The following is a 21,149-nucleotide window of genomic DNA, read 5'->3' as shown; positions in this document are numbered from 1 at the left end:
ACGCGCAGCTCGGCTTCGTAATTATCGGTCTCGCCGCTGAAATGCGCGTCAATCCGGGCGTCGAGCAGAGGTCGGTCATCGGGATGAATCCGGTCCCGGAAGGCGTCGATCGTGACCGGAGCGAGCTCCTCTAGCGAATAGCCGAGCATGGCCGCCCATTCGTCATTCACACGGTTTTCGCCGGTGATGACGTTCCACTCCCAGGTGCCGGCACCCGTGCCCTCGATGATCTGGCCGAGCCTGCGTCTTTCGGCCCGCAGAGCCATTTCGATCTGACGGCGATAGGTGACGTTCTCGACAATGCCGATTGACCGCAGCACCTCTCCTGATGCCCCGCGCTCGATCACGGCCGAAAGCAGCACCTCGATCACCGCGCCGGAACGGGTGGTCATCTGCGCCTCGACATCCTCGTAGTATCCTTCGCTCGCAAGCGCCGGCAGCAATTCGGTGCGGAAACGCCGCGCTGATGACCCCGGCATGAAATCCGCGAGAGGCCGGCCGAGCACGTCCTCCCGGCAATAGCCCATCACCTCCAGCCAGCGGTCGCTGACGCTCAAGAGCCGGCCGTCGGGATCAAGCGCGTGAAGCATCGCCGGCGTGGACTGATAGAGCCGGCGCAGCCGCTGCTCCGCCTGTGACAGCTCGTTCTGCGTCGCCAGGATATCGGAAATATCGCGGATGATTTCGGTGGCGCCCACAATATCGCCGTCTTCGGAAACCACCGGACCGATCGACACGGAGACCGGAATGGCCGACCCGTCCCTGTGCCTGCGTTCCGTGCGGATCGTGCGGGCATTGCCGAGTTCCCTCAGCCGCGAATACGGGTCGTATGCGGCTGTATCGTCGCCCGCCATGATGCCGGCCGAAGCGCCCAGGGCCTCATCAGCCGCATAGCCGAACATGCGCTCGGCGGCCCTGTTCCACCGGGTGATTCGGCCGCCCATATCCATGGTGACGATCGCGTCCTCGCTGTTCTGCAGGATCGATTGCGTCTCGGCCGCGGCGGCCAGCAATTCATTTTCGTGCAGGAAAGCCCGGCGCATCTCCAGCGCCCTGGCCGTCGCTTCCGCAAGATGGCTCAGAATCTGCCGCTGCTCGTCGGAAAGGCTGCGCGCTTCCATATCGATGACGCAGAGAGAGCCGACATTCTCACCGCCGGACAGCTTGAGGGGCACGCCGGCGTAAAAGCGTATTCCCGGATTTCCGGTAACGAAGGGGTTTGCCGCGAAGCGCTCATCCTTGCGGGCATCGCCAACCTCGAGAAGCCCCTCGCCTTCGATTGCGTGGGTGCAGAACGACAGGCGCCGCTCGGTCTCCACCAGACCTTCGAGGCCGACATTCGCCTTGAACCACTGACGATCCCTGTCGATCAGCGAAATCAGGGATACGGGCGTGCCACAAACCAGTGCCGCCGCCCTGGCGAGCGCATCGAACTCCGCCTCCGGCTGCGTGTCGATCACCTCGAGCTTGCGCAGCGCCGCGAGACGCTTCTCCTCCGCATTTGGCTTCAGGGGGCTATTCAATGGCGCTCGTCCTGATACCGGTAAGATACTCTATGACATTTTAGCATAGCATGAAAAACGTTCCCCGTAACACGTCCAGGCCGAGGCCCGGACATCTACGGCCTCGCTTCATGATATGAAGCGCAAAGCAAATTTTTCAACCAGGCAAGGTCTGACCGGACCAAACGGCGATGAACGCTGCCGCAATATGTAAGTTTATACTAACTAAACTACATATAAAAAAACCCGGAACGCGAGGCTCCGGGTTTTTCGCCTAACAGCGAGATCAGGAGTTGCAAGCTTCCTTGAGGCCCTTGCCGGCCGTGAACTTCGGAACGTTGCGCGCCGGGATATCAACTTCGGCGCCGGTCGAAGGGTTGCGCCCCTTGCGCGCGGCGCTGTGGGATACCGTGAAGGCGCCGAAGCCGGCGAGACGGACTTCGCCGCCATTCTTCAGTTCGCCCTGAACGGCGTCGAATACAGCGTCTACAGCGGAGGCCGCGTCGGTCTTCGACAGGCCAGCCTTTTCAGCTACGGATGCTACGAGTTCACTCTTGTTCATGTTTCCACCCTTTCTCAAATGGTTCGAAACGAGGTCTTGTCTCAGGGGTTTAGTTACACTCCACCAAAGCCCGCTGCAATTCAAAAGCCTTGCGTGGCAGGGAATTGCAAGGGGTTTGGGGCATTTTGCACGCAAAAGGCCGGTTGAAAACCGGCCTCCTGCGCCCCTTTTCCACAGGAGCCCGTGAAAAGTGGCAATTGTTCGACCTCAATGGGCCACTGATTTGACCGAGTCGCCTTCCGATTCATCGCTCGAAATCGCGACCGGATCAGCTTCCGGGTCCCACTCGATGGGCTTCGGAACCTCCAGCAAGGCGTGCTGAAGCACCTCGCCCATGCGCGATACCGGCACGATTTCGAGACCGTTCTTGACGTTGTCCGGGATGTCCGGCAGGTCCTTGGCGTTCTCTTCCGGGATCAGCACCTTGGTGATGCCGGCGCGCAGTGCCGCAAGCAGCTTTTCCTTCAGCCCGCCGATCGGCAGAACCCGACCGCGCAGCGTGATCTCGCCCGTCATCGCCACGTTCTTGTGGATCGGAATTCCGGTCATGACCGACACGATGGCCGTGGCCATGGCGACGCCGGCAGACGGACCGTCCTTGGGTGTGGCGCCTTCCGGAACGTGGACGTGAATGTCGTACTTCTCGAACATAGGTGGCTTGATTCCGAAGTCGACGGCGCGCGAGCGGACATAGGATGCCGCTGCCGAAATCGATTCCTTCATCACGTCACGCAGATTGCCGGTAACGGTCATGCGACCCTTACCCGGCATCATCACGCCCTCGATCGTCAGCAACTCGCCGCCGACTTCGGTCCACGCCAGGCCGGTGACAATGCCGACCTGATCGTCGCCTTCCGCCTCGCCGTGGCGATAGCGCTGAACGCCGAGATAATCGGGTAGATTGTCTGCGGTGATATGGACCTCGGTCTTGTCGCCCTTGACGATTTCGGTCACGGCCTTGCGGGCGAGCTTCATCAGCTCGCGCTCAAGGCTGCGCACGCCCGCCTCGCGGGTATACTGCTGGATCGTACGGGTCAGCGCGCCGTCATCGACCGAGAACTCCTCGGGCTTGAGCGCATGCTCGCGGATCGCCTTCGGCAGAAGGTGACGACGGGCGATCTCCAGCTTCTCGTCCTCGGTGTAACCGGCGATGCGGATGATCTCCATACGGTCCATCAGCGGGCCCGGAATATCGAGCGTGTTCGCCGTGGTGATGAACATCACGTTCGACAGATCGTATTCGACCTCAAGATAGTGGTCCATGAACGTCGCGTTCTGTTCCGGATCCAGCACCTCGAGCAGGGCCGACGACGGATCGCCGCGGAAATCGGCGCCCATCTTGTCGATTTCATCAAGCAGGAACAGCGGATTGCTCTTTCCGACCTTCTTCATCGACTGAACGATCTTGCCGGGCATCGAACCGATATAGGTCCTGCGGTGACCGCGAATTTCGGCCTCGTCACGCACGCCGCCAAGCGCCATGCGCACATATTCGCGGCCGGTAGCCTTGGCGATCGACTGGGCGAGCGAGGTCTTGCCCACGCCGGGCGGGCCGACGAGGCACAGGATCGGGCCCTTGAGTTTCTTGGCGCGCGCCTGCACGGCGAGATACTCGACAACGCGTTCCTTGACCTTTTCCAGACCGAAGTGATCTTCCTCCAGCACCTTTTCGGCCGCCTTCAGATCACGCTTGATCTTCGACTTCGAGTTCCAGGGCAGACCGGTCAGCCAGTCGAGGTAATTGCGAACCACGGTCGATTCGGCCGACATCGGGCTCATATTGCGCAGCTTCTTCATCTCCGCGTCGGCCTTTTCACGGGCCTCCTTGGAGAGCTTGGTGTTCTTGATGCGCTCTTCGAGCTCGGCCATTTCGTCGCGGCCGTCCTCGCCCTCGCCGAGTTCCTTCTGAATGGCCTTCATCTGCTCATTCAGATAATACTCGCGCTGGGTCTTCTCCATCTGCCGCTTGACGCGGGTACGGATGCGTTTTTCGACCTGAAGGACGGAGATTTCGCCTTCCATGAAGCCGAGCGCCTTTTCCAGGCGGCTCTTGACGCTGGTGGTTTCCAGCATTTCCTGCTTCTCGGTCAGCTTGATCGCGAGATGCGAGGCCACCGTGTCGGCAAGCTTCGAGTAGTCCTCGATCTGGCCGGCGGCGCCGACAACCTCGGGCGAAACCTTCTTGTTCAGCTTCACATAGTTCTCGAACTCGGAAACCACCGAGCGCGACAATGCCTCGATTTCGACCGCGTCTTCTTCCGGCTCGGCCAGCACGCTGGCATTGGCTTCGTAGAAGTCGTTCTCCAGACGGACATCGTCGATCTGCGCACGCGCCTTGCCCTCGACCAGAACCTTGACGGTTCCGTCGGGCAGTTTCAGCAATTGCAGGACGTTGGCGATGGTGCCGATGCGATAGAGCGCATCGGGTTCCGGATCGTCATCGCCGGCATTGATCTGGGTGACGAGCATGATCTGGCGATCGGCGTTCATCACTTCTTCCAGCGCGCGGATGGACTTCTCGCGGCCGACGAACAGCGGAACGATCATGTGGGGGAAAACCACGATGTCACGCAAGGGCAACACGGGATAAGCGGCGGCTTCCGCTGCTGGCGCGTTCTGCGTCATGTCTTTTTCCTTTCCGACCGCCCGGAGGAAGACCGGGCAGTATTGACGGGTCGTTGGGAGCAACCCGTTGATTTCTTCTCAATTGTTGCGGAACAAGTGGCGCTTTGAAAGATCGATTTCAAGCTGTACCGCGAATTCGGCGGAACAAACCGGCAATCCGCGCCGTTTCGTGCCGGATGCGCCCTGAAACGACGCGGGCAGGACGATGAAACCGCCCTGCCCGCGCCAGATATAGTCAGAGTATGCCTGCCTCAGGCCGAGGCATTGGCCTTGTCGCCCGAGCGATTCTCATAGATGTAGAGCGGCTGCGCCGTTCCTTCGACCACCTCGTCCGAGATCACCACTTCCCGAACGCCCTTCATGGCCGGCAGTTCGAACATGGTGTCGAGCAGGATCTTCTCCATGATCGAGCGCAGGCCGCGCGCGCCGGTCTTGCGTTCGATCGCGCGGCGCGCAATGGCGAGCAGCGCGTCCTCGTGGAATGTCAGCTCGACATCCTCCATTTCGAACAGCCGCTGATACTGCTTGACCAGAGCATTCTTCGGCTCGGTCAGGATCTGCATCAGCGCCGCCTCATCAAGGTCTTCCAGCGTGGCGATCACCGGCAGACGACCGATGAATTCGGGGATCAGCCCGAACTTGACCAGGTCTTCCGGCTCCAGTTCGCGCAGCACATCGCCGACGCGGCGGTCATCGGCGGCCTTGACCGATGCGCCGAAGCCGATCGAGGTGCGCTCGCCGCGCGCCGAGATGACCTTGTCGAGGCCAGCGAACGCGCCGCCGCACAGGAACAGGATGTTGGTGGTGTCGACCTGCAGGAACTCCTGCTGCGGATGCTTGCGCCCGCCCTGCGGCGGCACGGAGGCAACCGTGCCTTCCATGATCTTCAAGAGCGCCTGCTGAACGCCCTCGCCCGACACGTCGCGGGTGATCGAGGGGTTGTCGGACTTGCGCGAAATCTTGTCGACCTCGTCGATATAGACGATGCCGCGCTGGGCGCGCTCGACATTGTAATCGGCCGACTGCAGCAGCTTCAGGATGATGTTTTCGACATCCTCGCCGACATAGCCGGCTTCCGTCAGCGTCGTCGCATCCGCCATGGTGAACGGCACGTCGATGATGCGGGCGAGCGTCTGGGCAAGATAGGTCTTGCCGCAGCCGGTCGGGCCGACCAGCAGGATGTTGGACTTGGAAAGCTCGATCTCGCCACCGCCCTTGGAGGCATGGGCCAGCCGCTTGTAGTGGTTGTGGACCGCCACCGACAGAATGCGCTTGGCGTGGTTCTGTCCGATCACATACTCGTCCAGAACCTCCATGATCTCCTGCGGCGTGGGCACGCCGTCGCTCGACTTCACCATCGAGGTCTTGTTTTCCTCGCGGATGATGTCCATGCACAGCTCGACGCATTCATCGCAGATGAAAACCGTCGGGCCAGCGATCAGCTTACGGACTTCGTGCTGACTCTTTCCGCAAAAGGAACAATAGAGCGTGTTCTTCGAGTCACCGCCATTGTTACCGCCGACTTTGCTCATTATCACTTCCTTCCAGTAAGCCGCCCGCCTTGAACGGCCACTATCATATTCGCTTTCTGCCGCCCTGAAGAACGCTCGCAAAACAAAAGGGCAACAACACGACGGGTCATGCCCGCTTCCAGGCCATGCCGTCAAGCCCGGCCCTGTTACGCACTACGAAGTCGTAACAGCTTCGGTTTGCCATACTATTAACGGCTTCAACGGCGGATAAAACCCCAAAAGCGTCGACCGGCGCGATTTGCATATCGCGATTGCAACTCTGCGACATCGCCGGGCCCCGTCAAAGGCGGCCATCCGATAATATCGACCGAATGGAGCCGATGCTCAGTTCGCGCCTTCGATTTCGCTGCGCGAGGTCATGACCTTGTCGATCAGACCCCAGTCCTGCGCTTCGCCCGCGTCCATGAAATGGTCACGATCGAGCGTGGTTTCAACTTCCTCGTAGGTCTTGCCGCAGTGCCGGACATAGACCTCGTTGAGCTTGCGCTTCATCTTGATGATGTCGCGGGCGTGGCGCTCGATGTCGGATGCCTGGCCCTGAAACCCGCCCGAGGGCTGGTGAACCATGATGCGCGCATTCGGCGTGGCAAAGCGCATGCCCTTTTCGCCGGCGGCCAGCAGCAGCGAGCCCATGGACGCTGCCTGGCCGACGCAAAGCGTCGACACGGCCGGACGGATGAACTGCATGGTATCGTAGATCGCCATGCCCGCCGTCACTACGCCGCCCGGCGAGTTGATGTAGAGCGCGATTTCCTTCTTCGGGTTTTCCGCTTCGAGGAACAGGAGCTGGGCGCAGATGAGCGACGCCAGATGGTCCTCGACCGGGCCGGTCAGGAAGATGATCCGCTCCTTCAGGAGGCGCGAATAGATGTCATAGGATCGTTCGCCGCGATTGGTCTGCTCCACGACCATGGGTACGAGGGCCATCGCGGTGTCTACGGGATTTGTCATGGCTTTCCTTCGGGCGCTGATCGCCGCCGGTCTCATTCGAATCTTTTCGTCCTCCCCTACATAGAGTGCCACACCTTGTCACTTCAAGAGATGGTTTGCTTCCGGCGCGACAGGTTTTCAGCGGCGAAGGTTCTTTTGTTCCCGTTTCAATTGTGTAAAACTTCACAAACTATCGCATTAAATCGTTTAGCACCAAAAATGGGTCAGGGCATATCTGGAGGATGGGTTGCACCCCCGCTATGCTCAGGTCCCGCATTGCAGATATTCGGGATTTCGATTTGCCCTATAACCTGACCGCAGTCATAGCCTGGTCAGCGGACAGCTTGCTTCTGGCCGCCTTTCTGCTTCCTCTCTGGTTGCGGAATCGGACACGTATGTATGTGCTTTACTGGGTGTTCGCTCTGCTCGCCCAGGGGATCGGCCTCGCGCTCCTTACGGTTGCCGGCCGGGACGACTTGCGTCTGATCGGAATGATAGCGTTCACAGGTCTCATCGGCGCCCGCGCGCTTTCGACCGCGGGGCTTCTCAGCCTTTGCGGCGAAGACCGGCCCGCCGCCTTCACGTCGGTGATCGTCGCGCTCTGGTTCGCTGCCGTGGTCGTCAGCAGGCTTGCCGGATTTGATAGCGTTGCCAATGTCGCCAGTTTCTACATCGCGGCCTTTACGGTCGCGATCTACGGCTTCTATTTCATGGCAAAAAACCTGCATGCGCTCAAAGGGCCGTTTCGCCAGTCGCTGATGGCGATCTTCGTCATTGAAGCCCTTACCTGCCTTGCCTTGCTCAGCGCCTACAATCTGCAGGAAGAGCCGCCTTCGCTTGGTAGCGCGACCACCTCGATCGCACTGATAACCGGTTTCGTGCTGTTCTCCCTGAAAGGCTTCCTCGCCGTTTGGCTGACGGTCGAGCGGCTGGAACGCGACCTGCGCGACCTCGCCTTCAGCGATCCGCTCACCGGCGTCCTGAACCGGCGCGGCGTCGTCGATGAAATCGAGAAAATGTCCCAGCGCTCCGCCAAATCGGACCAGTTCGCGTTTTTCTCTCTCGATCTCGATGACTTCAAGAGCATCAACGACGTTCACGGCCATAATGCGGGTGACAGGGCCTTGGTAAACTTCACGCACGTGGTGCGCCAATGCCTGCGTGAAAGGGACATATTCGGCCGGACGGGTGGGGAAGAGTTCGCGATCTTCACGCGGGTGACCGATCGAAACACCGCCGGCCAGATCGCGGAGCGGATCAGATCGACGCTGGAAGCCACCACGTTTCACGAGGACGGTCACGAGTTGAAGATGACCGTCAGCATCGGCGTCACGCTGATGCGCGGCCGCATCGGCAATATCGAATCCATGCTCAGCGAGGCCGACCGCGCGCTCTACCAGGCCAAGGGCGACGGACGCAATCGCATCGTGTTCTACGACGGCCCCATGCCGCAACCCGCAAAATCCGCCGATCGTGAGGTCGCGCTGGCCGTTTAGCGGCGGCAGGCTGCCTTAATATTCAGGCTTGGTCACGGGCGGCGCCTCAGCACCGCCCGTCACGCGCACCGCGTCAGATCTTGCTCAGAGCCTGTTCGAGATCGGCGATGATGTCATTGACATCCTCGATGCCGATCGACAACCGCACCACATCCGGACCCGCGCCGGCGGCAACCTGCTGCTCCGGCGTAAGCTGTGCATGGGTTGTGGATGCGGGGTGGATAACCAGTGATTTGGTGTCGCCGATATTGGCCAGATGCGAGAACAGTTCGAGCCCGCCGACAAAGGTCTTTCCGGCCTCGTAGCCGCCCTTCAGGCCGAAGGTGAAGACGGCCCCCGCCCCCTTCGGCGCGTAACGCTGCTGAAGCGCGTGATTGGGATCGTCCTCCAGCCCGCAATAGCCGACCCATGCCACCTTGTCCGAATGCTTCAGCCATTTGGCGACGGCGAGCGCATTGTCGCAATGGCGCTGCATGCGCAGCGGCAGGGTTTCGATGCCGGTCGCGATCATGAACGCGTTGAACGGCGAGATCGCGGGGCCAAGGTCGCGCAGGCTCAACACGCGGGCGCCGAGCGCGAAGGCAAGGTTGCCGAAGGCTTCGTGGATCACCAGACCGCCATATTCGCTGCGCGGCTCCGACAGCATCGGATACTTGCCGGATTTCGACCAGTCGAACGTCCCGCCATCAACCAGGATGCCGCCCATGGAGTTGCCGTGGCCGCCAAGGAACTTGGTCAGCGAATGCACGACGATATCCGCACCATGGGCAAGCGGGCGCACCAGATAGGGCGTCGCCATGGTGTTGTCGACGATCAGCGGCAGGCCATGGTCATGGGCGACCTTGGCGATCGCCTCGATATCGACGAAGGTGCCGCCCGGATTGGCAAGGCTTTCGATGAAGATCGCCTTGGTGCGATCGTCGATCTGGGAGGCGAAGCTGTCGAGATCGCCGGAATCGGCCCAGCGCACCTGCCAGCCGAAATTCTCGAAGGAATGGCCGAACTGGTTGATCGAACCGCCATAGAGACGACGCGCCGCGACGAAATTGTCGCCGGGCTGCATCAGCATGTGGAAGGTCAGGAGCTGGGCGGCGTGGCCGGAGGCAACCGCGAGCGCCGCCGAACCGCCTTCAAGCGCTGCGACGCGCTCTTCCAGCACGGCCGTGGTCGGGTTCATGATGCGGGTATAGATATTGCCGAATTCCCTGAGCCCGAACAGCGCCGCGGCGTGATCGGAATCATTGAAGACGAACGAGGTCGTCTGGTAGATCGGCGTCGCCCGCGCATTCGTTGCGCTGTCCGGCGCGGCGCCTGCGTGGATCGAGAGCGTCGAAAATCCCGGTTCCCGGTTTTCCATGATCAGTTCCTTCCCTGTGTTCTGCCCCGGCCGAAAGCACCCCTCCGGCTTTTTTGATCGGGATCAATGCTGTCTTTTATACAGGTGTCAGTATCGCTGTCGACAACGCGGAGAACAGCAATGGATTTTTTGATTGAAGGCCTTGCGGGAACCGATAGTGGCGCACACGGGCGGCATCGCGCAAATACGATCTTCCCCGCGATCTCCACGGCGCAGTTCGCCTTCGCCGAGCCGCGCGACGCCGCGGAAATGACCGAAATGATGAAGGCGCTCAACATCGACCCGGTCGAGGCGGAATTCCAGTATCGTCGGCTCTATTACGGCATGGAGGCCAATTGCGCCGGCTGCCGCGACAAGGACCGCTGCCGCGCCGATCTCGCAAGCAATACCGCCGCGGAAAACTTCCGCGACTATTGCGACAACGAGGCTTTGCTGAACGAGATGCGCGCGGACCCGGAGATGCTGCGCGAGGACGGCTGACCGTCAGGCGCCGATCAGACGCGGATATTCGATTGCCGGGCACCTGTCCATGATGACGGTCAGACCACGCGCCCGCGCTCGCTCGGCAGCGGCATCGTCACGGATATCGAGTTGCATCCAGATGACCCGCGGCAGCGGCGAGAGCGTCAGCGCCTCATCCACCACGCCGCCGACAAAAGCCGAGGCGCGGAAGATATCGACCATGTCGATTGCGCTGGGAATATCAGTGAGGTTGCCATAGACGGTTTCGCCGTGGATCGTCTTGCCCACAAGCCCCGGATTGACCGGCACGACCTCATAGCCCTTGGACATCAGAAAACCCATCACCCGATGGCTGGGCCGCTCCGGCTTGGGGGACGCGCCGACGAGGGCGATGCGTCGCACCGACTTCAGGACATCGATAATAATTGAATCGTCCATTTTAAGTTGTACCATGATGAAACAATTCCTCTAGATGCGGGTTATCAAGACAATCAGGGAGGCCCTTGCGGGTTTGGAGTTCATGAAAACTTTCATCGCGGCCGGTATGCTTCTGGCCTCAGTCGGGATAGCGGGCGCGCAGGAACCGATAAACCGATACGACATTCAGGATATGACCTGCAATCAGGTTCAGTCTATCCTGCGCCAGCAGGGCGCGGCAATCCTGCGCTATCCCTCGCCCAACGGCAATGGCCGCATCCTCTATGACCGCTATGTCGACAGCCCCGCCGTCTGCTTCGCGGAACTGGGCCATGCGGTCCAGCGCGTGGTCCCGACCAAGGACACCAATGCCTGTCCGACGCTGTCGTGCAAGCCCGGACCGCCCGAGTGCGACAACGGCATTCTGGGCTTTGACATGTTCGGCTGCATGGACGACAACTGAGCCGACTCAAATCGTTTTTGGACGAGCTAAACGAAAAACCCCCGGAACCGATAGGTTCCGGGGGTTCTGTTTTGGAAAAGGTCAGCCGCTTACCACTGCATCTGGAAGCGGACCTTGCCGGTGAGGCCGTAGCTGTCGCCGAAGTTCTCCAGCCCGGTCGATGCCGTCACGTCGCCATTGATGCCGAGCTTGCCATTGAGCCAGGTATAGCTGCCGCCAATACCGATCTCGCCGGTCCAGTCGCCATCGTCGGTCGACATGTTGACGCCCGAGACCCAGACTTCGCTCGGGTCGTTGGTGAAGTCGTAATAGACGTTGGCAATACCGTGGAGCGAAGCGCTGCGGGCTTCACCCGTCGCGGTGGTCCAGCTGGTGCGGTAATCGGTCTGCAGACCCATGCGCGCCGCGAGGCTGTCGCCATTCACCAGCGATACGTCTTCATTGTAGACGCCGGTGAAATCATCAAAGTTGACCGAGCCCCAGGTGAGCTGCGCCTGCGGGGTCATCGCCCAGCCCGGCGCCACGTCGAAGCGGTAACCCGTCTCAGCCGACAGCGAGTAGCCATAGGACTGCTGCATGCTGAGCGTAGACGTTCCGGCGATCGTGAGGTCATTGTTGATGACATTGCCGAACGCCTGACCATCGACGTAGAAGCCGTTATTGCCATACCAGGTCATCGTCGCCCCGAGGCCAAACAGCTGGCTGACGACATCGCCGCCGCCAACGCGGGAGCTGACGTCAGCATTGGCATTGGCATACTGGAAGACCAGACCGCCAACCACAAAGCCGCTCTCGGTTTCGCCGAATTGGCCATCAACGCCCATGCGAAGCCGGTAGATGTCGGCATTGTACGAGGCGTTCAACGTCCCTTCGCTACCGTCATAATGCTCGCGGCCGCCGGTGAAATCGGCCCAGACATAGCCCGGATCGGAGACATCACCGAGGTTCCAGTAGCGCTCGCCGACGCGATCCTGCAGCGAGTCGGGGCGGTTCAGCGTAAGCATCAGCTCGGGCAAGACCTCGTAGACCGGCGTGGCGTTGGAGAAATCGCCCGTCAGGAAGTACTGATTGCCGACCTCGCTCAGAGCGTAGGCATAGGCGCCCGAGACATTGTAGCCCGGCAGAACGAAGGCGCCCTGCTCGCCGCCGTCAAGCGTGATGATCTTGATCGGCTTGCCCGAGGCGTAACCCGTCGACAGCTCATTCAGCGAAAGCGTGGTGACGCCGCCGAGATAGGCGCCGTTGACCGTGAGCGTGTCGCCCAGCGCATTCGCAAGATCGACATCGATCGCGAGCGTACCGCCGCCGGTGAGGTTGCCCGTCACCGTCATGGCATCGCCCGTTGCCCCATCAACCGACGAGAGCGTCGAGCCGGAAGTCAGGAACATGTTGCCGTTGAAGACGGTGCTCTCGTTGACCTGAAGCGTCGAACCGTTGAGGTAGATCCCCTGCGACGCATCCGAAGTCGAACCGACGGTAATCGCCCCGCCCGTCAGCGTCAGCATGGTGTTGTCGAGGCTGAAGGTTTCCCAATTGGCGATGAGCGAACCCGCCGTCGTCGCTGAAACGCCGTCGAAGGTCAGCGCATCGACGCCATCGCCGCCATCAAACACCTCGGTGCCGTCGTAGATCGCGCCGCCGCCGAGATAGGCGGTGTCGTTACCCGCGCCGCCGTAGAAGCCGCTGTTGAGCGCGCCGCCGGTCCAGTTGAAGGCATCATTGCCGTCTTCGCCCTGGATATCGCCGGTCCAGGAACCGCCGGCCAGATTGAAGGTGTCATCGCCCGCGCCGAGCCAGGCCGTGCCGACGACCGTGCCGGTCGTGGTCACGGTGACCGCGCCGTCGAGATCGACAAGCGCCATGCCGTCATGGCCGCCGGAAGCAGTGATCGAGGCATCGGAGCCGATCATCACCGTGCCGGTCTGGCCGGCTTCGGAGTTGGTCTTGATGCCGATATCGGCAGAAACGGAACCGCCAAGAGCATTGACGGCGTAGGTTGCGCCCGTTCCAAACGTAAATGTGCCGAGTCCGACAGCCGCGCCGGGAACCGAAGCGGTCGAGGATATCGAGCCACCCGTCATCGTCAGGCTGGCCATACCGCCATTGTTCACCTGGGCGAGCGCGCCGACGACGTTGAGATCACCGGTGGAACTGCCATTCACAACGATGTCGCTAGCGGTTACGACGGTCGCATTGCCGTTGTCCGCAAGCGCGCCGATGCCGATAGCCGTAGCGCCATCGGAGCCGCCGATTGCACTGGCCTTGATATAGGATCCGGCTTCGGACGAGGAAGAGGCATCGCCGGCGCCATACGCCTCGCTGCCAACGCCGATCGCACCTGCAAATCCATTGGCTGCCGTCGACGTAGCTGTGATCGAAGCCATTGACTTCACATCAGCAGCAGCGTTGCCCACGCCCTCTGTCTCGGTATTGAGGCCTATTGCTTCCGCATCACCGCTGGCGCTGCTCGCCGATGCCGAGACCACGCCGGCCAGGCTGGAACGGGCATTGCCATCGCCTGCGGCAATGTTCTCCGCGCCGATCGCATCTGAATAAAACTCTCCGATCGCGGACACGCCGATCGAAGCGCCCGCGTCAACGACGAGCCGGGCCTTGCCCTCACCCGTCACGTTGCGCAGCCCGGTGGCCGAGCCAGCGAGAGCACCGACGACATCAACCTTAATGTCGCTCGTTCCGAGAACGCCCATTCTGGCATCGCCAAAGCGGGAGCTGTTCCAGACGCCGCCCGCCTCAACTTCGTCGTCGCCGTCAGCTCCGACCGCGATCAGGCCACCCACCATGGCCGTGGCCATTCCGCCGGCTTCGTTGGCAAAGTTGGTCGCACCCGCCGCCCTTGCATCATCGCTTGCCGTCGCCTTTGCAAGCAGCGTGCTGCCCGCCGAAAGGTTCAGGAAGGCCTCGCCGGCGCCATGCACTTCGTTGGCCACGGCGCGCGCCGTGGCGGTTTGGCCATCGGCCTCGGCCGAAGCAAGGCTGGCATCGAGCAGTTCGACATAGGCGTCGCCGTCATTGGCAAGGTTGTTGAGCGCCTTGACCTCGGTCGAAGCCGTATCGCTGATCCCGGTCGCGCTGACGCTGCCCGTTTCGGCAAGGTAAAGCGCGGCATTACCGTTGGCTGAAGCGTTGTTGAAACCGGTCGCATCGGTATCGAGCGCGCCTTCGGCAAAGGCAGTGACCCTGCCCGCTCCCGCCACAACGCCCTTCGCCAGACCGGCGGAATTGGTGTTGTCCACCGCGACGGCCGTGGCGATGTCATTCGCGCTCGTGCCTTCCGCGATCACTTCCGCCGATTCCGAGAGTTCGATCACGGCCTCGCCGCCCGAGGCAGCGTTGACGACGCCAAAGACTTCGGCAACGCCGAGCGCATCCGCCGTACCGGAAACCAGACCCTTGATCGCAGCGTAGGCCATGCCAAGCGGGTCCTTGGCGCTGTTGCTGACGCCGGTCACGTATGCGGTCGTTCCCGCCTGGTCGAACGTGCCGACATCGACCACGCTGCCCGCATCGATGGCGACACCGGCCGTGCCGGCCCCGCTCAGGGTGTTCATCACGCCATAGGCGTAGACATCGCTGCCGCTGACGTCGACGGAAACATCGCTCGCGCCCAGCAGGCGAACGATGGCGTCGCCACCAACCCCGACGGCCATGATCCCGGTCGCCGAGGCGCTGCCGGCAACGCTGTTCGCGCTGGCGCTGATGCTGCTGCCATTGTCAAGTTCAACCCGGCTGCCGCCATCGTAAGAGAAGTTGCGTACCGCGAGGGCCGTGGCATCAAGCTTGCTTTGGGCCAGGGCATCAGCCTTCGATCCGTTGTCGAGAACCGTGCGCGCCTCTCCAAGCGACGTGAAGGTGTTGACCGCAAGAGCGCTGGTGTTTGCGGAGGAGTCCTCGGCTTCTTTGGCCAGAGCCGAAACGCCCGACATATCGTCGATGACGGTGGAGGCATCGCCCGCCGTCGAGGCGTTGAGCAAACCGGTCGACTTGGCGGCAAACCCGCCAAGGCCGGCGCTCGCCGCGCCCGTCGCCGTGGCTGTGATCGTGCTGCCGCCGCGAATACGAATACGTGCCTCGGTTTCGGCCCGGTTCTCGATGGCGGTAGCCACGGCGTAGCTGTTGGTGCTGGTGGCGTTGGCATCCACCGTGCTGGCGGTGTCCACGCGCACAGCGGCTTCGCCCTGCTGCGACTCGTTGGTGATGGCAAAGGCCTGCGCATTGCTCCGGCCATTGGCAGTAGCGCTGACCGCAGTGGCATCTTGGAAGATGACCTCGGCATCACCCATAACGGACACATTGTCGGCGGCGGTGGCCAGTGCCTGACCAGCGGTGCTGGTGGCAGAGGCTGTCAGCGTGCTGGCGGAGCCGCCGACGCCGGCGAAACCATCAGCAGCCGTGTTGATTACCGCCGTGGCCGCAGTGCGGCCCGCCGCACTTCCCGTCGCCGTGACCGTACCTTCATCCAGAATCACGATCGCCTCAAGTCCGGCGCTGTTGATAACACCGGAGGCACTCGCCTCTACGCCGCCAATTGCCTCGGTATGCAAGGCGCTTGCGCTATCCACGCGTACGGAGGCATTGCCTTGTTGCGAGTCGTTATTGAGGGCAACGGCCTGCGCATTGGTCAAGCCATCGGCGAGAGCGTTGACCTGGCTGCCATCCTCGAAAGCGACTTCGGCATCGCCCAGAACGGCAACGTTATCGACCGAGATGGCCACTGCCTCTCCCAGAGAGCTGGTCGCGACAACCGTCAGCGTGCTGGCACTGCCGCCGACGCCGGCAACCCCATCAGCAGCGGTGTTGGCGACGCCCGTTGCTTCGGTGCGGCCGGTGGCGCTTCCTGTTGCGGTAATCGTACCGTCTTCCAGAATAACAATTCCGGCAAGACCACCCTCGTTGATAATACCCGAGGCAGTCGCGTTGCCGAGAAGGTTATCGGCTTCGGCTTCAAGCGTTGCGCTTTCGCCTACGTAAACAATCGCAGCCTGGGAATCCGAGACGTTACGGATCGCAGTCGCCCAGGACTGAATTCCGCTGCCGATGGTAACAAGGCTGTCAGCATCGGCCCAGATTGATCCGCCACCCTTGACCGTGGCCTTTGCCATGCCACCGGTGCTCTGGTTGTCAATGCCGATAGCGTTTGAAGTCAGGAGCGAAGTCGCGGTCGACGAAAGCGATGCGTTGTCGACAATGGTTTCGACGCCGCCGTCGCCGGCAGTGTTGGAAATGCCGGTGGCAACGGCCAGTGTAAGGGCATTGGTGGCCGATGCGCTGACATCGGCATCGCCCGAAAGGGACACATAGCCCACGCTGGAGGCACCGGATGTTTCGACGCTGATCGCGGTTGCTTTGTGAAGACCCGGATCGCTGATGTCGATGTTAACGCTGTTGGATGCACTGATCTGACTTGCGCCATCGACGGTGACCGACCCGGTATTGCCCACGCCGCTACCCGTCAGGCGTACGCCGAACGCATTGTTGCCGCCGATGCTGACGGATGAACCACCGGTGATCGTGGCCGCCATAACAGAACCATCGGCATTGCCGTTCACGATCACAGCACTGGTCCCGGGGGTCAGCGCCGAACCGATGCTTACCGTCGTGCCGTCAAGATTGACCGTGCCGATATGATCGGCCGTGCCACCTGCCGCAAGCGTGACGACAATATTGGCTGTCGCGAGGACCCCACCCCGCACCTCGCCGCCGGAAAAGTTTGCGGCTACCGCACCATCGCCTTGAAGCACAACCGGCCAGTAAATCCTGTCGTAGCTGTCGGCGTTGAGGGTCAGTGTATTACCGCCGCTCGAGGTGAGCCTAACCCCTCTTGTATTCAAGAAGCCATTGCCGATTCTCATGCTAGGAGAATCAAGAGTAACGGTCGCACCCTGCAGGTTATTATAGGTGATGCCGTATGGTTCGTTGTCGGTACAATTGATCACCGCGTTGGGACCACTCGCCACCCCGCACTCATTCGCCGCAAATGCAGAAGAAGCGCCCGTGCCGAAATAGGCGGCTCCGGACGACAGTGCGAGCATGCTGAGCGCGAGCACCGATGCGGTTGCGCGCGGCGCGTAGCTCGCTGCGTTACCCGCGACCTTGGTCATGCGCCCGCCGCGCACCTTCGCTTCAAACAATGTCATGTAGTCCCCCACTAAAGCTAATAAGCTGATTCCTGATTTAGCGAGATGACATTAAGCGAACAGAAACACAAGCAAGTTCGATAGCAGTCGCTAACATTTACAGAGGGGAAAGAGGCCGAGAGTAGCGAAGCTGCAACAGACTGCAATCATAGGGTTGTACAGCAAAAGCCCAAAACCACCCTTGGTTGCAATCAACGGCATGCGCACGGAGAATTTAATCAAATGATTGAATTTAGGGGATATTTGAAGGGCAGCGTAGCGATCCTGCGCAGCCTCGATAGCGAAGGCAATCCTGCTACACACTGAACCGATGATCAACCCACAGTTTCGACAAATGGCGTCGCATGAAGCCGTCATAACGAAAGCGACGGCGAACTGATTGACCGCGCGTGGGTCCGCTGCGGCCTTGCCGGGCTTTGCCCAAGTCCGGCATGTCGCCAAGCGCCCAGCGCAGTCCAGGGGAAAGCCGGACACAGAACAAACTCGAAAATCGACCTTTTATGACAGTTTTATGACAGTTATTTGAATATTAAATAACAACGAACCGGTAAATTTCGGGAATTATGAAATTTTTACAACAATATATGCTTACATGACTTTCGTTGTTATAGCACTCCCGTTTTCAACCAAACCTCAAAAGGGCTATCTGATGAAAATCGGAAATTTTTCCAAGGGCGCTAAGGTTGCTGCCGTTGCCGTCGCCATGGCCGTCTCCGGCACTTTCGCTCACGCCGCCGACACGTCGCTGACCGGCTCGGGCGCCTCCTTCCCCTTCCCGCTCTATTCGGCCTGGTTTAAGGATTTTGGCCAGAAGACCGGCATTGAAGTCAACTACCAGGCCAAGGGCTCCGGCGGCGGTATCGAAGACTTCACCAACCGCGTTGTCGACTTCGCAGCCTCCGACGCTGCCATGAACGACGAAGAAATCGCCAAGATCAACGGCGGCGTCGTTCTGCTGCCGATGACGGCCGGTGAAGTCGTTCTCGCCTACAATCTCGACGGCGTTTCCGAACTGAAGCTGCCGCGCGACGTTTACCCGAAGATCTTCCTCGGCGAAATCACCAAGTGGAACGACGAAGCGATCGCCGCCGCCAATGAAGGCGTCGACCTCCCCGACGAAAACATCACCGTTGTCGTTCGCTCGGACTCGTCGGGCACCAACTTCAACTTCACCAACCACCTTGCTGCCATCTCCGAAGAGTTCAACAGCACTGTCGGCGGCGGCAAGACCGTTCCGTGGCCGAAGGCTTCGAACTTCGTTGCCGCTCCGGGCAACCAGGGCATCACCGCCACGGTCAAGCAGACCCCCGGCGCCATTGGCTACATTGAGTATGGTTACGCCCAGCAGACCAACACGCCTTACGCCATGCTGGAAAACCAGGCCGGCAACTTCGTGAAGGCTGGTCCGGAAGCCGGTTCCGCCGCTCTTGCTTCGGCCGAACTCGACGCAAACAACGTCGCCTTCATCACCGACCCGAAGGGCGAGCAGGCCTACCCGATCGCCACCTTCACCTGGATGCTGTTCTACAAGGACGGCCAGGACGCCGACACGGTTGCAGCGCTCAAGGAAATGGTCAACTACGGCCTGACCACCGGCCAGACCATGGCCGACAAGCTGGGCTACATCCCGCTGCCGGAAAACATCATCGAAATCAACAAGAAGGCGCTCGAAGAAATCGGCGGTTGATTTCGGCCTGATCAAGCTATCGCCGGGGCGTAACATGTTTGCGCCCCGGCTTTCGTCCGATTGCAGTACTGCGCAAGCACCTTGATGTTCTTTATTCGTCAGATCGCGGCTACCCGATCGCCGCCAGCAGGAGCCCCTTGATGGCCGACACATCGAAATCCGTTCCGCCAAGCGATGGCAGCGTTTCGCGCCCGCCGACCGCTTTCGAGTACGGTTACGACAAATCCTTCCGCTTCCTGACATTCCTGGCAGGCCTGTTGATCGTTGTTCTGCTGGCCTATATTTTCTGGAAGATCGGCGGCCAGGCAGCACCTGCCATGCGCGAATATGGCCTGAGCTTCCTGACGACCGTGGAATGGAACCCCAACACCAACGAATACGGCATTCTGGCTGAGATCTGGGGTACGCTCTATTCCTCGTTTCTGGCATTGATCTTCGGCGGCGGCCTCGGCATAGCGGTCGCGATCTTTCTGACGCAGGGCTTCCTCAATGCCCGACTGGCATGGGTGTTCCGCCTCATCGTCGAAATGCTGGCAGCGATCCCCTCGGTCGTTTTCGGCCTCTGGGGCATCTATGTGCTGATCCCGGCGATCCGCCCGATGGCGAGTTGGCTGCACGACACCCTGCCCTTCATTCCTTTCTTTTCCACCAATCTTGCCGGCCCGGGCATGTTCCCGGCCATGATCGTGCTGTCGATCATGATCCTGCCGACCGTCGCGGCGATCTCCCAGGATGCCTTCAAGGCGATCCCGATGAAGATCCAGGAAGCGGCCTACGGCATGGGCACCACCAAGTGGGAAGCGATCCGCAAGGTCATCATCCCCACCGCCTCCGGCGGCATTTTCGCCTCGCTCGTACTCGGCTTCGGCCGCGCGCTCGGCGAGACCATGGCGCTCGCCATGCTGATCGGCAACTCGCAGCAGGTTTCGCTCTCGCTGTTTTCGCCGGCGACTACGCTGGCCTCGCTCCTGGCCTCCACCTTCCCCGAAGCCGGCGCGAACCAGATCGGCCCGCTGATGTATGCCGCCGTCGCCCTGCTGGTGATCACCATGGCCGTCAATATCATCGGCACGATCATCATGAGCTACACCTCGCGCCAGACCGTAACGTAAGGCCATTGGGAAACCGAACATGACCACGACGACCGATCAGACAACGATGAATCCCGAGATGATTGCCCTCGGCGATCCCAATCTGAGCTTCTCCTTCGCCGAGCGGCGCACGATGATGAACTTCATCCAGACCGTCATCCTCTGGATCCTTGCCGGCATTGCGGCAGTACCGCTGATCTCGGTGCTCTACATGCTGATCAGCCGCGGTGGCGCGCGGATCAGCATGTCCATCCTCACCGAACTGCCGCCGGCCCCCTTCGAGCAGGGCGGCGGCATCGGCAATGCGATCGTCGGCACGCTTGTGATGGTTGCGATCGCTTCGGTCATCTCCATTCCGATCGGCGTTCTAGGCGGCATCTATATCGGCCTGATCAACCCCAACAGCCGTTTCTCGGCGGCTGTCCGGTTTGTCGGCAAGGTGTTGACCGGGTTTCCTTCGATCCTGTCCGGGGTTTTCGTCTATGCTTGGCTCGTCATTGTCATGAAAACCTATTCGGCGATCGCCGGCGGCCTTTCGCTGTCGATCCTGATGCTGCCGACCATCCTGTTGACCGCCGAACAGGCCTTCCGGATGGTGCCGCAGCGCATGAAGGACGCAGCCTATGGCATGGGCTGCAATGCAACGCAGGTCGCCACCAGAATTGTTTTGCCGACGGCGCTTCCCGGTGTTATGACCGGTGTCATGCTGGCGGTTGCGGGCGCGTCCGGAGAATCGGCCCCGCTGCTGTTTACAGCGCTGTTTTCGAATTATTGGATCGGAAGCTTCACGGAGCCCACAGCGTCATTGTCGATCTTGATCTACAATTTCTCGGCAATGCCTTATGAAAACCAGATTGAACTCGCATGGAC

At 60.8% G+C, this 21,149-nt stretch carries 14 protein-coding genes; 6 read left to right on the top strand and 8 right to left on the bottom strand.

Annotated features, from left to right (window positions below; genetic code table 11):
- From B4E36_RS11755 to clpP, 5 genes are all read right to left on the bottom strand, one after another.
- A partial coding sequence (locus tag B4E36_RS11755) for a PAS domain S-box protein (protein WP_345900379.1) occupies positions 1-1,523 on the bottom strand: 1,523 nt, incomplete at its 3' end.
- Between the two features lie 265 nt (positions 1,524-1,788).
- Positions 1,789-2,064, bottom strand: a complete 276-nt coding sequence (locus B4E36_RS11750; protein ID WP_018066007.1) for an HU family DNA-binding protein — start codon at positions 2,062-2,064, stop codon at positions 1,789-1,791.
- A 207-nt stretch (positions 2,065-2,271) separates the two neighbouring features.
- Positions 2,272-4,689, bottom strand: a complete 2,418-nt coding sequence (lon, locus tag B4E36_RS11745; protein WP_292054926.1) for an endopeptidase La — start codon at positions 4,687-4,689, stop codon at positions 2,272-2,274.
- A gap of 251 nt (positions 4,690-4,940) precedes the next feature.
- Positions 4,941-6,221 carry an ATP-dependent Clp protease ATP-binding subunit ClpX gene (gene clpX / locus B4E36_RS11740; RefSeq protein WP_018066005.1) on the bottom strand — a complete coding sequence of 427 codons (1,281 nt, stop codon included), beginning with the start codon at positions 6,219-6,221 and terminating at the stop codon, positions 4,941-4,943.
- Between the two features lie 324 nt (positions 6,222-6,545).
- On the bottom strand, positions 6,546-7,172 hold the full coding sequence (gene clpP, locus B4E36_RS11735) for an ATP-dependent Clp endopeptidase proteolytic subunit ClpP (protein WP_026173677.1): 627 nt from the start codon (positions 7,170-7,172) through the stop codon (positions 6,546-6,548).
- Between the two features lie 374 nt (positions 7,173-7,546).
- On the opposite strand from clpP, the gene B4E36_RS11730 reads away from it, so the two are divergent.
- A complete protein-coding gene (locus tag B4E36_RS11730; RefSeq protein ID WP_292054931.1) occupies positions 7,547-8,647 on the top strand; it encodes a GGDEF domain-containing protein in 1,101 nt (366 codons plus the stop codon).
- Positions 8,648-8,720: 73 nt separating this feature from the next.
- On the opposite strand, the gene B4E36_RS11725 is transcribed toward B4E36_RS11730, so the two are convergent.
- On the bottom strand, positions 8,721-10,004 hold the full coding sequence (locus B4E36_RS11725; RefSeq protein WP_292054933.1) for an O-acetylhomoserine aminocarboxypropyltransferase: 1,284 nt from the start codon (positions 10,002-10,004) through the stop codon (positions 8,721-8,723).
- A gap of 120 nt (positions 10,005-10,124) precedes the next feature.
- On the opposite strand from B4E36_RS11725, the gene B4E36_RS11720 reads away from it, so the two are divergent.
- Positions 10,125-10,484 (top strand): DUF6455 family protein, encoded by a 360-nt coding sequence (locus B4E36_RS11720; protein ID WP_292054935.1) that lies wholly within the window; start codon positions 10,125-10,127, stop codon positions 10,482-10,484.
- A 3-nt stretch (positions 10,485-10,487) separates the two neighbouring features.
- On the opposite strand, the gene B4E36_RS11715 is transcribed toward B4E36_RS11720, so the two are convergent.
- A complete protein-coding gene (locus B4E36_RS11715) occupies positions 10,488-10,919 on the bottom strand; it encodes a CoA-binding protein (protein ID WP_292054939.1) in 432 nt (143 codons plus the stop codon).
- Between the two features lie 67 nt (positions 10,920-10,986).
- Between B4E36_RS11715 and B4E36_RS11710 the strand changes: the two genes are divergently transcribed.
- Positions 10,987-11,346, top strand: a complete 360-nt coding sequence (locus B4E36_RS11710; protein WP_292054942.1) for a hypothetical protein — start codon at positions 10,987-10,989, stop codon at positions 11,344-11,346.
- An 89-nt stretch (positions 11,347-11,435) separates the two neighbouring features.
- On the opposite strand, the gene B4E36_RS11705 is transcribed toward B4E36_RS11710, so the two are convergent.
- Positions 11,436-17,501 (bottom strand): autotransporter outer membrane beta-barrel domain-containing protein, encoded by a 6,066-nt coding sequence (locus tag B4E36_RS11705; protein WP_345900378.1) that lies wholly within the window; start codon positions 17,499-17,501, stop codon positions 11,436-11,438.
- A 649-nt stretch (positions 17,502-18,150) separates the two neighbouring features.
- Here B4E36_RS11705 and pstS point away from each other — a divergent pair.
- From pstS to pstA, 3 genes are all read left to right on the top strand, one after another.
- Positions 18,151-19,188, top strand: a complete 1,038-nt coding sequence (gene pstS / locus B4E36_RS11700; RefSeq protein ID WP_292054947.1) for a phosphate ABC transporter substrate-binding protein PstS — start codon at positions 18,151-18,153, stop codon at positions 19,186-19,188.
- Between the two features lie 140 nt (positions 19,189-19,328).
- Positions 19,329-20,300 (top strand): phosphate ABC transporter permease subunit PstC, encoded by a 972-nt coding sequence (pstC, locus tag B4E36_RS11695; protein WP_292054949.1) that lies wholly within the window; start codon positions 19,329-19,331, stop codon positions 20,298-20,300.
- A gap of 19 nt (positions 20,301-20,319) precedes the next feature.
- Positions 20,320-21,149: phosphate ABC transporter permease PstA (gene pstA, locus B4E36_RS11690; RefSeq protein ID WP_345900377.1), on the top strand; the 830-nt coding region annotated here is incomplete at its 3' end.

Source organism: Martelella sp. UBA3392, assembly GCF_002358775.1.
GTDB lineage: Bacteria > Pseudomonadota > Alphaproteobacteria > Rhizobiales > Rhizobiaceae > Martelella > Martelella mediterranea.
The sequence above is the reverse complement of the archived record's forward strand: the minus strand, read 5'-3'. Positions and strand labels throughout refer to the sequence as shown.

Excerpts from the sequence above, each read along its gene's own strand:
- B4E36_RS11720 (WP_292054935.1), top strand. The coding sequence starts at position 10,125 with ATGGATTTTTTGATTGAAGGCCTTGCGGGAACCGATAGTGGCGCACAC.
- clpP (WP_026173677.1), bottom strand. The coding sequence starts at position 7,172 with ATGACAAATCCCGTAGACACCGCGATGGCCCTCGTACCCATGGTCGTG.
- pstC (WP_292054949.1), top strand. The coding sequence starts at position 19,329 with ATGGCCGACACATCGAAATCCGTTCCGCCAAGCGATGGCAGCGTTTCG.
- clpX (WP_018066005.1), bottom strand. The coding sequence starts at position 6,221 with ATGAGCAAAGTCGGCGGTAACAATGGCGGTGACTCGAAGAACACGCTC.
- B4E36_RS11730 (WP_292054931.1), top strand. The coding sequence starts at position 7,547 with ATGTATGTGCTTTACTGGGTGTTCGCTCTGCTCGCCCAGGGGATCGGC.
- B4E36_RS11715 (WP_292054939.1), bottom strand. The coding sequence starts at position 10,919 with ATGGTACAACTTAAAATGGACGATTCAATTATTATCGATGTCCTGAAG.
- B4E36_RS11710 (WP_292054942.1), top strand. The coding sequence starts at position 10,987 with ATGAAAACTTTCATCGCGGCCGGTATGCTTCTGGCCTCAGTCGGGATA.
- B4E36_RS11705 (WP_345900378.1), bottom strand. The coding sequence starts at position 17,501 with ATGACATTGTTTGAAGCGAAGGTGCGCGGCGGGCGCATGACCAAGGTC.
- pstS (WP_292054947.1), top strand. The coding sequence starts at position 18,151 with ATGAAAATCGGAAATTTTTCCAAGGGCGCTAAGGTTGCTGCCGTTGCC.
- B4E36_RS11750 (WP_018066007.1), bottom strand. The coding sequence starts at position 2,064 with ATGAACAAGAGTGAACTCGTAGCATCCGTAGCTGAAAAGGCTGGCCTG.
- B4E36_RS11725 (WP_292054933.1), bottom strand. The coding sequence starts at position 10,004 with ATGGAAAACCGGGAACCGGGATTTTCGACGCTCTCGATCCACGCAGGC.
- lon (WP_292054926.1), bottom strand. The coding sequence starts at position 4,689 with ATGACGCAGAACGCGCCAGCAGCGGAAGCCGCCGCTTATCCCGTGTTG.